Annotated in this window: 8 protein-coding genes and 1 tRNA gene; 6 read left to right on the top strand and 3 right to left on the bottom strand. The window is 37.1% G+C overall.

The window, feature by feature from the left end:
- Positions 1-104: 104 nt before the first annotated feature.
- Positions 105-1,718, bottom strand: a complete 1,614-nt coding sequence (gene rtcR, locus ABU615_RS05540) for an RNA repair transcriptional activator RtcR (RefSeq protein WP_370388670.1) — start codon at positions 1,716-1,718, stop codon at positions 105-107.
- A gap of 320 nt (positions 1,719-2,038) precedes the next feature.
- Between rtcR and ABU615_RS05535 the strand changes: the two genes are divergently transcribed.
- From ABU615_RS05535 to ABU615_RS05510, 6 genes are all read left to right on the top strand, one after another.
- A tRNA-Leu gene (locus tag ABU615_RS05535) sits at positions 2,039-2,110 on the top strand.
- 276 nt (positions 2,111-2,386) lie between these two features.
- Positions 2,387-3,964, top strand: coding sequence for a slipin family protein (locus tag ABU615_RS05530; RefSeq protein ID WP_370388669.1), 1,578 nt, complete (start codon positions 2,387-2,389; stop codon positions 3,962-3,964).
- A gap of 58 nt (positions 3,965-4,022) precedes the next feature.
- Positions 4,023-5,243, top strand: coding sequence for an RtcB family protein (locus ABU615_RS05525; RefSeq protein ID WP_370388668.1), 1,221 nt, complete (start codon positions 4,023-4,025; stop codon positions 5,241-5,243).
- Positions 5,244-5,546: 303 nt separating this feature from the next.
- On the top strand, positions 5,547-6,527 hold the full coding sequence (locus tag ABU615_RS05520) for a hypothetical protein (RefSeq protein WP_370388667.1): 981 nt from the start codon (positions 5,547-5,549) through the stop codon (positions 6,525-6,527).
- Between the two features lie 474 nt (positions 6,528-7,001).
- Positions 7,002-7,898, top strand: a complete 897-nt coding sequence (locus ABU615_RS05515) for a DUF1837 domain-containing protein (RefSeq protein ID WP_180296754.1) — start codon at positions 7,002-7,004, stop codon at positions 7,896-7,898.
- Entirely contained in the window at positions 7,868-10,183 is a 2,316-nt protein-coding gene (locus ABU615_RS05510) for a helicase-related protein (RefSeq protein ID WP_370388666.1), read from the top strand. Before ABU615_RS05515 ends, ABU615_RS05510 begins: the two co-directional genes overlap by 31 nt.
- A gap of 189 nt (positions 10,184-10,372) precedes the next feature.
- Here the strand turns inward: ABU615_RS05510 and gyrB are convergent, their stop codons facing one another.
- Together gyrB and dnaN are read right to left on the bottom strand one after the other, a co-directional pair.
- A complete protein-coding gene (gene gyrB, locus ABU615_RS05505; protein WP_370388665.1) occupies positions 10,373-12,763 on the bottom strand; it encodes a DNA topoisomerase (ATP-hydrolyzing) subunit B in 2,391 nt (796 codons plus the stop codon).
- 310 nt (positions 12,764-13,073) lie between these two features.
- Positions 13,074-14,177: a DNA polymerase III subunit beta gene (dnaN, locus tag ABU615_RS05500; RefSeq protein WP_100140729.1), complete on the bottom strand. Its 1,104-nt coding sequence runs from the start codon at positions 14,175-14,177 to the stop codon at positions 13,074-13,076.
- Positions 14,178-14,186: the final 9 nt, after the last annotated feature.

Genomic DNA, 14,186 nt, shown 5'->3' with positions numbered 1-14,186 from the left:
GGTTTTGTTCCTTGGCCGGTTATGATAATCACGTAATTAATTCAGACACCAGTCAGAGTAAATATCTATTTCTAAATTCCGGTAGCTAAAAGGTTTTAACAAGATCAGTTTTTTATTTGTTCCCAACTTATATCATATTTAGCCAGATATTTTTTCAGTCTGTCAGCATCATTGGCACGCTGTTTCTGCGCTCGTGACACAGCAAACAGATAGCGGCCAGCTTCAGATAAAGTTCGGCTTTTGCGGCATATTTCCAGCACTTTTTCTAATTGATAGCGGTCAAATTCATCTAATTTAGCCGGAATCAGCGCATCGTTAGTTGTGCGTTGCTGCCAGTGCTGCTGTAATCGCTGAATTTCATCTTCAACCTGTACCAAAGTAATATTTCCTTGGGTGGCTAACGTCGCCATGCGCGTAATGGAAGCTGTAAGCTCGCGGAAATTGCCTGTCCACAGAGCAGTAGCCGACGTGGCAAAATTCACATAACGGCTTCTTGATTGCTGATTAAACCGTGGCATGGTGCCATATTCCTGTGCAAAGCGCGCCAGCTCAAAATCGATATTTGGCTCTATATCTTCCTTACGTTCCGCCAGACCAGGCAATTGATAGCTCCATAAATTAATGCGCGCGTACAAATCTTCCCTAAACTTGCCTTCTGCAATAGCCTGCTTTAAATCTCTATTGGTACCGGCAATCAACTGAAACTGACTGGATACCAGCTTATCCGAACCGAGCGGATAAAATTGTTTTTCCTCAATCGCTTTCAGCAGAATAGCCTGCTCATCCAGCCCCAGTTCGCCAATTTCATCCAGAAACAGCAAACCATTATCCGCCTGTTTCAGTAAGCCGCTTCTGGCCGTAATGGCGCCGGTAAATGCCCCTTTGTGGTGACCAAACAGAGTGGACATAGCATTATCACCACACAGCGTGGCACAATTAATTTCCACAAACTGCCCGCTTAGTTGATGCTGATTCAGCTTAAGCTGGTAAATTTGCTTAGCCAGAAATGATTTACCTGCACCAGTAGGGCCACACAGCAGAATGGGCGCATGCGAACGGCTGGCTACCTGTTCTATTTCAGTAATTAACTGATTGTAATGTTGATTTCGGGTGGCAATGCCTGATTTAAGTAACTCAGTCGCCTGACTGGCATACTGCTGGAAACGCGTCAGAATCTGGTCGTAGCGGTGCAGATTCAAATCAATAATATTAACTTGCCCTCTACTGCACAGATGCTGGTGTTCTTCAGCTTCAGACAACACATTTTCCGCCTTGGCTGTATTTTTTTCAGGTGGGGAAGATTGCAACAATCTAGCCGGATAAAAGCGTGATTCAGCCAGCAAAAACCAGCAAATCTGCATCACATGCGTACCAGTCGTGATATTTAAAAAATAATTCTCCGCTTCAGCATCAAACTGATAACTTTTGGCTAAATCCAATAAACAGGTATACACCTCTTCGAAATCCCACGGGTCGCTTATCCGTACCTCAACCGGATTTACCTGAGTCAGCGGCGCAATAGTGTGAATATCCTGCACAATTTCAGTCAGTAATCTCTTATCACAGGCTATATACAACAGCTCAAGGCGTGAAACCGGCAATTCTGGATGATTGCAGACATCTACCGTAGGCCGCCAACGCTCCCAGCGTTTTCTCCCCTTGCCGCGCTGGTCTAGAACATTACCCAAAAAGCCAAAAACAACGTTTCTCTTATTCATCTCATCTTTCTTATCATTTATAAATATACATAAAATTATATATAAAAATATAAAAAAAGGATGTATTTTATACGATAAAAATGAGCATAAAAACTTAAAAGATATTTATTTAAATATTAAAAATAATTACTTATAAATTTTATTTCAAAAAAATTTCCACTTGGTACAGAAATTGCAATAAGAATGGTGTCTGTCATACAGACTGTCTGATAGGGCAGTCAGGTGCATAGCGAATGTAGCCAGTACAGGTACAAACCAGCTCAATTACATTATCAACATGTATTCCTGCGTAGAACAGACAACTCCTCACAACGGAGAATATTTGAATAGCTCAGTGGTAGAGCAATTGGACCAGATCCAATTTGTAGCAGGTTCGATTCCTGTTTCAAATCCTTGTCATAAAACTTTGTTGTAAAAAGCAATACCAGCCAGTAAACAGCAATAAGCTAGTAGTTAAAGCTTAGGCACAGGAAAAACCGCTTAACCGGACAAAATCAGCTGAAGATGATTTATCCGGATAAAAAAACCGGATAGCAGGCAAAAAATTAAAAAAGCATAAACAGGCAGTTTCTAGCTTATGCAGCTTAATCTTTCCCCTGTTATTTCGTTACTTAATCCGTTTGAATGTGTTCATCCTGTTTGCTGGCTGCCTCAACAGGAGAATTAAAATGTTGACCATCATAAATGTAAAAAAGGGTGAACTAGCCATAGTCAGAAAACGCGGAGAGATTGATAACATCATCACCGCAGGCCGTCATTTTTTTTGGAATCCCTTTTCCGTACTAACCTTTACACAGGTAGATTTGGCTGATACACAAATCGAGCCGGACACCGCCAACAAACTCATCAATTTTTATCCACAACTGGTAGAAAAATATTGCCATCACGTCAGCCTAGCAGCGGATGAAATAGGCCTGCGCTATGAAGAAGACAAACTGGTAGAAATAATAATGCCCACTACCAAAACAGTATACTGGCAGAGTTATAAACCACAATTACTAAAAAAAGTTACCTTGCAACAAGGTTACCGCTTGCCGGATGAAATAGCCCAAGAGCTGATACAGGCTAAAAATACCGGCAAAATAATAAAAGGCTTAAACAATCTAACCCTGCATAATTTTACCGACGAAGAAATAGGTACCCTGTTTGTGGATAACCAATTTGTGCAGATTATTCCACCCAAATCCATATTTGGCATATATGAATTTAAACATAAACTGATACTGGGCAAATTCAAATTACAGGATAGCCGCATTAACGACGTACTGGCAGCATCGATAGAGCAGAACGCACCAGCACAAATGGCACAATTTTGCGTGCAGATGCAGGTGGGCGCCAATCAGGCCGGCTTACGATTCGAAGATGATTTATTGGTAGAAATCCTGCCACCAGGTACTAAACGCCTATATTGGCAGAATAACTGCAAGCAACACATGCAGACCATAGAACTAAGCGATGGCTATCAATTGTCTGAACATATGGTGCAGCAGCTATTACAGCCCAAATTGCGCCAAAAAGAAGTGCAGGGAGACAGCAGCGTACTGATTGCCCAAGTACCGGACTATCACCTTGGTGTACTGAAAGTAAATGGCAAAGTGGAAAAACTGCTAGATGTGGGTATCACCGCCTACTGGCGTTTCAACCGTGAAATCAGCGTTGACATCGTCGATACACGCTTGCAGACCAAAGAAATATCCGGTCAGGAAATACTCACCCGCGACAAAGTCAATCTGCGTATCAATCTAGTGGCCAACTGGTGCTACACCGATGTATTAACCGCCTATGCCAAAGTTGCACAGCCGACGGATCTGTTGTACCGACAACTGCAATTTGCACTGCGCGAAGCGATTGGCACACGCACACTGGATGAATTACTGGAAAACAAAACTGTAATCGATGAAGTAATCAACGCTCATATGCAAACCAATATGGCTGGCTATGGCATCGAAACCGTTAGTGTCGGCGTCAAAGACATCATACTGCCGGGAGACATGAAAATCATACTTTCGCAGGTAGTGGAAGCAGAAAAAGCGGCACAGGCCAATGTCATTCGCCGGCGTGAAGAAACTTCCGCCACCCGCTCCCTGCTCAATACCGCCCGCGTAATGGAAAACAATCCAGTGGCCTTGCGTTTAAAAGAAATGGAAACACTCGAACGCATCGCCGAACGCATTAACAAAATTTCCGTAGTTGGCGGACTGGATCAGATATTGCATGGATTAATCAATATCCAACCAAAAATATAAAAAACAAAAACACAAAATCATGCCATCAACCATGGCATGATAAAACCATGGAATAAAAATGACTCAATATAATTTGTTGCAAGCGGAAAATGCAAAACCAATCAAAATGTGGACACAAGGCGTATCGGTCGAAGATGAAGCCAAAAACCAGCTAATCAAAACAGCCCAATTACCATTTATCTTTAAACATATTGCCGTCATGCCCGATGTCCATATCGGTAAAGGTTCAACAATCGGAAGTGTTATCCCAACCATGGGTGCAATTATTCCGGCTGCCGTGGGCGTAGATATCGGCTGCGGCATGATTGCCGTGCAAACCTCTTTAGTCGCAACTGATTTGCCCGATAATTTATTGCCTTTGCGTCAAGTTATCGAAAAAGCCGTGCCACATGGCATGACCCCCAAATACCGTGGACGAGATAACGGTAGCTGGCAAAATCCACCACCAATTGTCAATCAATACTGGCAGCAACTGTTACCGGGTTTTGAAAAAATAACCGCAAAATATCCACGCTTCTTAAAAACCAAGAATCACAAACATCTAGGAACACTGGGTACCGGCAACCATTTTATCGAAATCTGTCTCGATGAAACCGATAGCGTGTGGTTAATGTTGCATAGCGGTTCACGAGGCATAGGCAATACTATCGGCAACTTTTTTATCGAATTGGCTAAAAAAGATATGGAAGTGCATATCAGAAATCTACCCGATATAGATCTGGCTTATCTTCAGGAAGGGACAGAGCATTTTCAGGACTATGTTCAAGCAGTACATTGGGCACAGGAATTTGCGAGGCTAAACCGTGAAGCCATGATGCATAACGTTATCGCAGCAATGCGCAAAATCATTACCAAACCATTTACTACACACCTATCCGCTGTTAACTGTCACCACAACTACGTGCAAAAAGAACAGCATTTTGGAGAAAAAATATTTATAACCCGCAAAGGCGCAGTATCAGCACGCAAAGGAGAACTGGGCATCATCCCCGGTTCAATGGGCACCAAAAGCTATATCGTGCGGGGACTAGGTAATGAAGAAAGTTTTTGTTCTTGTTCACATGGCGCAGGAAGAATAATGAGCCGAACCGATGCAAAAAAGCAATTTACCATAGACGACCAAATCAAAGCCACCGCCCATGTTGAATGCTGTAAAGACAAAAGCATAATCGACGAAATACCAATGGCTTACAAAGATATCGATGCCGTCATGACCGCCCAAAATGAACTGGTGGAAATCGTGCATCAATTACGGCAGGTAGTGTGTGTAAAAGGGTAAAACGCATCGAGGAGAAATCATCTATATCAATAAAATATCAAATAACACTAACCTTGATACTGTTAATAGATATCCTGATGCAAGCAAGGTTTTGCTTATATATAAAATCTTATTATAAAAGCTATTTATAATAAGTTATTGGATAATAAGGTAAAATATAACGTTATCTTATTTGTTATGTTTGTGCAGAATCTACACAAATAAAATTATTCGGAGAGTAAATATTGTACAGAGAAGAAAATTTTCCAATTAAGTAGTAACTCAATAAAAAATATTGTGAATAATCATTTTGAAAGAGGTAGTATGTCTACATTTAAAAATCCATTATTAAAGAATGCAGTTGAATCTATCCAAATTGGCCTGAAAGATTATCAAGATATAGATAAAGATCCACGTAGAAAATTATCATCAACAAGAAATGTTTACGCGGGTGTTTTACTTCTCTATAAATATAAATTACAGCAATTAAGTCAAGTTAATTCAAACGAATTATTATTAAAAGAACATTATACTTCAAAAAATAATACCAAAACTGAGTTTAATAAATTGATAGAAATAGGAAAAGGAAAAACTACAGTTAATGTAAAGCAGATAAAAGAATACTTTGAGTCTTTTAAGATATCTATTGATACGGAACTTTTAGATTCATTGAGAGAAGTTCGCAATAATATTGAACATTATTATACAGAACTAAAGGATAATGATGTAAAAGAAGTTATTACAAAGGTTTTTCATCTAATTTACCAATTTTGCCATTATATTGAACATGAACCAGATATGTTATTAGGTCAAGATTACTGGAAAATTATGCTTAACGTTTCAACAATTTATGATGAAGAAAGGCAAAAGTGTTTAGAAAATTTGAAAACAGTTTCATGGGAGTATGAACAAGTTAGAAATAGTATTAATAAATTAAGATGTCCAAATTGTTATTCAGAATTAATTCTAGCAGTTGATGTCCACAAAAAAGAAGACTCAGATATTTGTTGTAAAGCTTGTGGTAAAACTTCTACATATAAGGATATGATAGGTTCATCAATTGCTAATGCTTTAAACTGTTATTATGAAATTGCTACTGGTGTTGAGGAATCTCAAACAGGCCTTTGCCCAATGTGTTTTTATGATTCCTATTCGCTTGTTGAGAAGCGTTGCCTAGCATGTCACTATAGTCTAGGATATGAAGAATGTAAAATTTGTTACGAAAAATTAACTTTAGATGAAATAGTATTTGAAGGCTTATGTAGTGATTGTGCATACAAAATTGAAACAATCAGGAATGAATAAAATTTTGTAGAATTATAATTTGTCCAACAAAATTCTGCTATTTCGGCTAAATTGTTATTCATAATATATTTGATACTTCTACTAAAGCATTTTGCGGTAAATTCAACAATTTATTGAAAGAAAAATATCTTAGCTATCAATAAATTGTGTTTCAAAATTCTTATCTTTTATTAGTTACAATTTTATGTAAAATAAAGCCATTTAAAATAGTTGCTTAATTATATAAAGATTCAGATGTTGTGTAGGCCAAGTAAAATAAACTGGATAAAATTGTACCCAAATAAAACAAGTATATTGTTTGAAAGTGTTATTGTCTTTGTTTTTTGAGTTTTTACGTAGTATTTTAAAGATATTGAAGTATAATTGTGCTCGATGCTACAAAAAATATTACATAAATTTTAAAATCTGACCAAAAAAAGAAAAAACTGATATTATCTTTGCGTGAAAAAGTTCATATTTTACATAGGGGGTATCTTGAGAGAGCAATTACAAAATTTAATTAAAAAAACTTTAGAAAGCAAATGTAAGTTACCTGATGAAAGTCTTGGTTTTAAAAAAATAGATATCAGTAATCATAATGATCATGTTTTTATCTGTCATTCTAATGAGTTATTAATTGATGTAATTTATAACTCTATAATTGACTATTCTTTTAATCAGTTTGATATAGATAAATATTCAGTCGATAACCTTATGAGTAAGGCTTTACAGCAAAAGATAAAATATTCTCAAGAACAAGGTTTAGATAACAAAATTAAATACGGTTTTTATGGTGAAGTTTTGTTGTACTCAATTTTGTACTATTTTTTTCAAGCAAAGCCGCTCATTTCAAGGGGATATTTTTATAGTCCTCTTTCAAAATCAGAAACTTCAGGTTATGACTCTTATCATTTAGCTCAACATAATAATAAAGTTTATTTATGGTTTGGAGAAGTCAAATTTAAAGTATCATTAAATTCGTGTGTAACAAGTGCCTTAAATGGTTTAAATAAAGCACTTTCAGATAATTATTTATCTCGTAATATTTTAGCACTTGAAGAATTTACAGATAGATTTTCTATCAAGGGTTCTAAAATTGAATCTATTTTAAATAGTTGGAGTGAAAATCCAAGTATCAATATCATTGATGAAGTAAAAAAATATGAAATGACCCTTGTTTATCCTATTTTATTAATTTATTCATATAATTCACCTGATTTTGAACAAAAAATCATTAAGGCTATTGAATGTATTAATAATCATAGCAATAATACAAAAATTTCATTGTCAATTGATTATAGATTGTTTTTTATATTAATGCCTCTTGAAGACATAAAAGTTATTAAACAAAGGGTAATTGAATGCATCGAATCGAAAAAACCGCTAATTTAATTAGAAGCCTCAATAATTATAAATCTAATAAGTTAGAAGAATATAAGTTTATTTCAGAAGTATGTAACTATTTTGATTATATTAAAGATGAACCTTTATCAGCATCTGATTTAGAGTTTTTGAAATATATATCCAATGCTGTTGGTATACCACATTATTATGATTTATTAAATAAATTTGAGAGAAATAATAGTTTATCAAATATAAGTCTTAATACAATATCCTCTCTGATTTATGAATCGACATTACATGTCGACGAAAATCTTAAAATACATAGGTACCAAAAAGAAATCTTAAATCAATTTTCACCAGATAAGAAAAACCGGTATTTCTTATCGGCAACAACATCTTTCGGAAAGACTTTTTTAGTTTATGAAATAATACGAAAACTTGAATATAAAAATATTGCATTAATATTTCCAACAATAGCCTTATTATCAGAAAACTTTCAAAAGCTAATTTCGAGCTCTGAGTACAAATATTTTAATAAATTTTCTATCCATACACTTAGCGATGTTCCTATTTTAGGTGAATATAATCTATTTATCTATACACCTGAACGGTATTTGTCTTTTATTGATAAACATAAACATATTTCTTTAGATTTTGTTTTTATTGATGAAATCTATAAAATAGATAATGAATATTTAATAGATTCAGAAAATAAAGAAAATGAAAGAGATACGGCTTATCGCATAACTTTACATGAAATCTTATCAAAGGCTAGAGATATTTTATTAGTAGGTCCTTATATTGAGTTTCCAGAAAAAGAAGATACAACAATTAATCAATCATTTAATATTTTTTTAAACGAAAATAAATTTGAAAAAATTAATTTTAACAAGTATGAAATTGTTTCTAAAAAAATTATTTTATTAGAAAATGGAGTAAATGAGATTTCTGATAATATAAAAATAACTTTTGAAAATTTAGATAAAGACATAAATAAGCTACATAAAGTAATATCTGCGTTATTGCATATATCAGAAAATGTTCTTTTATATACTAAAGGTACTACAACTGCAGAAAACACCATTAAAAAAATTTTGAATTTAGAACCATTAGTGAATTCAAAAAATTTATCTACCCAACTTAAAAAATTTATTCAACATTTAGAAAAAAACTTTAATATTAGGGATAAAGATAATAATACTTGGATATTAATTAATGCTTTAAAAAACAGGATAGGAATACATCATGGGCGTATTCCAAAATATATTCAAAAAGAAATTGTAGAGCTTTTTAATCAAGGTTCTTTGAATGTGTTGATATCAACTACAACCATTACTGAAGGTGTAAACACATCAGCAAAAAATCTTGTTGTTTTAAGTCATTATAAAGGGAAAAAGGTATTAAAATCGTTTGATGCTAAAAATATAGTTGGTAGAGCTGGGCGGTTTTTACACCATTACAGTGGTAGAGTTTTGATTTTAGATTCGAAGTTTAAAGAAATATTTGAGAGCAAAGGCGATGTAATAAAGTACAAAAACTATGATGAGGCGACAAAAAAAGAAGAAATTGATTTATTTATAACAGATGATAAATATTTAAACGCCAAAGACAAAATTCGCAAGTTGGATATTTTAGCAGAAATAAAAAGTGAAAATATACCAAATGAAATTATATCAATGTTTAAAACTGTATCTTTTCACGATAAATTAAATATTTATAGAAAAATTAAAAGGCTAAATTCAGAGGAAATAAATCAAATAAAATTATTAATTAAAAATATTAATTTTACTAAATTATCTATAGATTATGATGGATTAAAAATTATTTTGTATATAATAAAACCTATTATCGCTAATTTTGCGCTTAAAAATATAATAGATAAAGAACATCCAACAAAACAAGGCAACTCTTATCCTATTATTATATATATGTTATCAACATATATTAAGACAGGTTTTCTAGGATGTGTAAGATATCAGTTAGAACAAAAAAGAGAAAATATTGATAACGCAATCAGAAAAACTGCAGATTTAATCTTTAATATATTTAAATTTCAGCTAGTTAAATATCTTGGTGTTTTTAATATAATGTATAAATACCATCAATCCATCCTAAATAATTCATCAATAGATACAGAGGTTGGAATAGATAGACTTTTAATAAAACTTGAATATAACGCAGTGACTGAAAAAGGACGATTAGCCAGTGATTATGGTGCACCGCAAAAAATTATTGATTATTATGAAGCTGAAGAAAATGATAATATAAAAAATAGTTTTGATGATTTTGAAACTGAAAAATTTGAACAACTATCTAATATATTAGATAAATAATTCGGATTGAACTCATAAATAATTAGTATTTTCTATTTTTCTAAAGTTACTGCCAAACGCTTTTATTTTTACTATATTGAAATTGGTAAGACTCATTAGTAATCAATTTGAGCTGAAGAATAAAATACATTTTTATTTTTTTAAAAGAGGATGGCAACAGCCATCCTTTTTTGATTAGAGAAAACTTGCTTAAATATCCACCTGCGCATTCAACGCATTGTTTTCAATGAATGCCCGCCGTGGTTCAACTTCATCACCCATCAGGGTAACAAATACATCATCCGCCGCCATCGCATCTTCAATTTTAACTTTCAGCAGGCGGCGTACGGTTGGATCCATGGTGGTTTCCCATAGTTGCTCTGGATTCATCTCGCCCAGCCCTTTATAACGCTGAATAGTCAGCCCTTTTTGTGCTGTGGTCATCAGTAAATCCAATGCTTGCGCAAAGCCGGTTACTGCGGTTTTTGTTTCGCCTTTCACTACTTCAATCGGGGCATCCACAATACCGCTTAAGGTTGCAGCGGTCTGGCGGATAATCTGATAAGCGCGGCTTTCGGCAAATTTCTGTTCTAGGTAGCTCACCATCTGATTGCCATGCAATTGACGGGTGATTTTAATCATTTGCACTTCGTCTTCGGCACCAATGCGTTCCAGTGTGAGGTTTTCATCATTGATGAGATTAGTTAAGGCTTGTGTGGCCTTTTCTGCACTGGCTACATTGCTTAAATCCAGATTTTCATTCCAGTAGAGTAGGGCATTTAATACGGCGCTGTCGATAATGCGGCTTTCACGCATAATCATGCTTTGCGCTAAAATGAACTGTTTGGCAATCTCCGCCAGTGCATTTCCTTCAAGGATGGTTTCGCCAATATTCAGGCGTGCTTTGTCCAGAGCAAGACTTAGCAGGAACTGGTCTTTTTCAAACTCATCTTTCAGGTAGCGTTCCTGTTTGCCATGCTTGGCTTTGTAAAGCGGAGGCTGGGCAATGTATACATAGCCGCGTTCTACCAGTTCAGGCATTTGCCGGTAAAAGAAAGTCAGTAGTAAGGTACGGATATGGGCACCGTCTACGTCGGCATCGGTCATGATGATGATGCGATGGTAGCGCAGTTTTTCCGGATTGAATTCCTCTTTGCCAATGCCGGCACCCAGTGCAGTAATCAGGGTGGCCACTTCCTGACTAGCCAACATTTTTTCAAAGCGGGCTTTTTCGACATTCAGAATTTTACCTTTAAGCGGTAAGATGGCCTGAAATTTGCGGTCACGACCCTGCTTGGCAGAACCGCCGGCCGAATCCCCTTCGACCAGATACAACTCAGACAATGCGGGGTCTTTTTCCTGACAGTCGGCCAGTTTACCCGGCAGACCTAATCCATCCATAACGCCTTTGCGGCGGGTAATTTCACGTGCTTTGCGTGCGGCTTCACGGGCACGGGCAGCATCTGCGATTTTACCGGTGATGATTTTGGCTTCCGTAGGGTTTTCTTCCAGAAATTCAGACAAACCTTTGCTTAAAACTTCATTGACCACCGGTCCAATTTCGCTGGAAACGAGTTTGTCTTTGGTTTGTGATGAGAATTTCGGGTCAGGCAGTTTCACGGACAAAACGCAGGTAAGACCTTCGCGCATATCGTCGCCGTTGGTGTCTACCTTGGCCTTTTTGGCTACTTCATTGGCTTCGATATAATTGTTGATGGTACGGGTCATGACCTGACGTAAAGCAGTCAGATGGGAGCCGCCATCACGCTGAGGAATATTATTAGTAAAACACTGCACGTTTTCCTGATAGCTATCGTTCCACTGCATGGCGCATTCTACGCTCATGCCGTCTTTTTCGCCGCTGGCGTAGAAAACTTTGTTATGTAGCGCAGTTTTATTGCGGTTCATGTATTGCACAAAACCAGCCACGCCACCACTAAAAGCAAAATTTTCATGTTTGCCGTCACGCTTGTCAAAAAGTTCAATGCTGACGCCATTATTCAGGAAAGACAATTCACGGATACGTTTGGCCAGAATGTCAAAGTGATATTCAATATTGCCGAATGTTTCGGTGCTGGCGAGAAACTGTACGCGCGTACCTTGTTTATCGGTGTCGCCTACTACGGATAGTGGTGCGATGGCGTCGCCGTGATTAAACTCTACAAAATGTTCTTTGTGATTACGGTAGATAGTCAGGCGCAGCCAATCGGATAAAGCATTCACTACAGATACACCTACGCCATGCAGACCACCAGAAATTTTATAACTATTGTTATCAAATTTACCGCCAGCATGCAGGATGGTCATAATAACTTCAGCCGCAGAGCGGTGTTCTTCGGGATGCATGTCGGTGGGAATGCCACGGCCATTGTCTTCAATGGTAATGGAGTTGTCAGCGTTTATTGCTACGGTGATATGATCACAATAGCCGGCCAGCGCTTCATCAATCGCATTGTCCAGAACTTCGAATACCATGTGGTGTAAACCAGTACCATCCTGGGTATCACCAATATACATGCCGGGACGCTTGCGAACGGCATCCAAGCCTTTTAATACTTTGATACTGTCGGCGCTGTAATCTTCAGGGTGTTGATCTGTCATAAGAATTCTTTATAAATCTGGGGCAGCGGTTATGCTTTTAATATGATGCCTGTAGGCAGAAAAGAATATTAAGGATGCTCAATTTTGCCATATTTACAGGGCTGAATCGAATAATTCATTAGATAATTATTATAGCAGAAATTAAGTTTTTTTTCAGCCGGTTGATATGTTTAAGGTGATGTTTTATCGGATTTTTTATTGAATGATAATCATGTTGAATGTAAAGAAAAAACTGCCCTGAATCAGATATGGATGAGGGAATCATTTATTCTGATTCAGGGCAGTTGCTAAGTCTTTGTATAAGAGATATTTATATTCTCATCGGCATGACTATGTATTTAAAATCGGGATTGTTGGGGATGGTAAATAACGTTGAACGATTGGCATCGCCGAATGCCAGTTGCAAGTCATCGGCATGTAAATTGCGTAATACATCCATCAGATAATTGATGTTGAATCCGACTTCCAGTGTGTCACCCTGATAAGCAATTTCCAATTCTTCACGTGCTTCTTCTTGTTCATTATTGTTACAGGTGACGCTGAGTAGCCCCGGCTGGATTTGCAAACGCGCACCGCGGAATTTTTCATTGGCCAGAATAGCAGCACGTTCTAAAGCGCCAAGTAATTCGCTACGATTGGCAAGGAAGATTTTGTCATTATCTAGTGGAATCACGCGGTTGTAGTCTGGGAATTTGCCGTCTACTACTTTGGAAACGATAATGGTATCGTTGCAACGGAAGCGAACCTGATTATTCAATAGTTCTATAGTAATCGGTTGCTCAGGGAATGTAAGCAACTTGAATAGTTCCAGTACCGTTTTGCGGGGCAGAATCACTTCTGCTTTAGGTAAATCTGTATCGAGACTACAGGCGGCATAGGCCAAGCGGTGCCCGTCTGTGGCTACTAAACGCAGCTGATTGCCTTCGGTCTGCATCAGTAAGCCGTTTAGATAATATCGAATGTCCTGAATAGCCATGCTGTATTGGACCTGTGACAGCATTTCACGGAAAGTTTCCTGAGGAAGGGAGAAGCTGGCATTTACGTCTTCTCCTACACTCATCAGTGGAAAGTCTTCCGCCGGCAAGGTTTGTAGATTAAAGCGGCTTTTCCCGGCTTTTAGGACCAGACGGTTATTGTTCCAGTCTAGTGAAACCATGGCGCCAGCTGGTAGGGCGCGCAGAATATCCTGTAGTTTTTTGGCATTGGTGGTAATGCGGAAATCTTCAGCTTCGCTTTTTGGGCCTATGGTATCAATCTGAATTTCCAGATCGGTGGCTAAAATTTTGATTTGCCCCTGATGGTTCTCCAGTAATACGTTAGACAGGATCGGCAAGGTATGGCGACGCTCGACAATGCCGGTTACGGCTTGCAGAGGTTTAAGTAAACTATCACGTTCTGCTTGTAGAATCAGCATGTTGTTTTC

The sequence above is a fragment of the Snodgrassella alvi genome (assembly GCF_040741455.2).
Classification (GTDB): domain Bacteria; phylum Pseudomonadota; class Gammaproteobacteria; order Burkholderiales; family Neisseriaceae; genus Snodgrassella; species Snodgrassella alvi_E.
The sequence above is the reverse complement of the archived record's forward strand: the minus strand, read 5'-3'. Positions and strand labels throughout refer to the sequence as shown.

What these genes read in the sequence shown, in the direction of transcription:
- ABU615_RS05530 (WP_370388669.1), top strand. Translation starts at nt 2,387, where the DNA reads ATGTTGACCATCATAAATGTAAAAAAGGGTGAACTAGCCATAGTCAGA.
- gyrB (WP_370388665.1), bottom strand. Translation starts at nt 12,763, where the DNA reads ATGACAGATCAACACCCTGAAGATTACAGCGCCGACAGTATCAAAGTA.
- ABU615_RS05510 (WP_370388666.1), top strand. Translation starts at nt 7,868, where the DNA reads ATGCATCGAATCGAAAAAACCGCTAATTTAATTAGAAGCCTCAATAAT.
- ABU615_RS05525 (WP_370388668.1), top strand. Translation starts at nt 4,023, where the DNA reads ATGACTCAATATAATTTGTTGCAAGCGGAAAATGCAAAACCAATCAAA.
- rtcR (WP_370388670.1), bottom strand. Translation starts at nt 1,718, where the DNA reads ATGAATAAGAGAAACGTTGTTTTTGGCTTTTTGGGTAATGTTCTAGAC.
- dnaN (WP_100140729.1), bottom strand. Translation starts at nt 14,177, where the DNA reads ATGCTGATTCTACAAGCAGAACGTGATAGTTTACTTAAACCTCTGCAA.
- ABU615_RS05520 (WP_370388667.1), top strand. Translation starts at nt 5,547, where the DNA reads ATGTCTACATTTAAAAATCCATTATTAAAGAATGCAGTTGAATCTATC.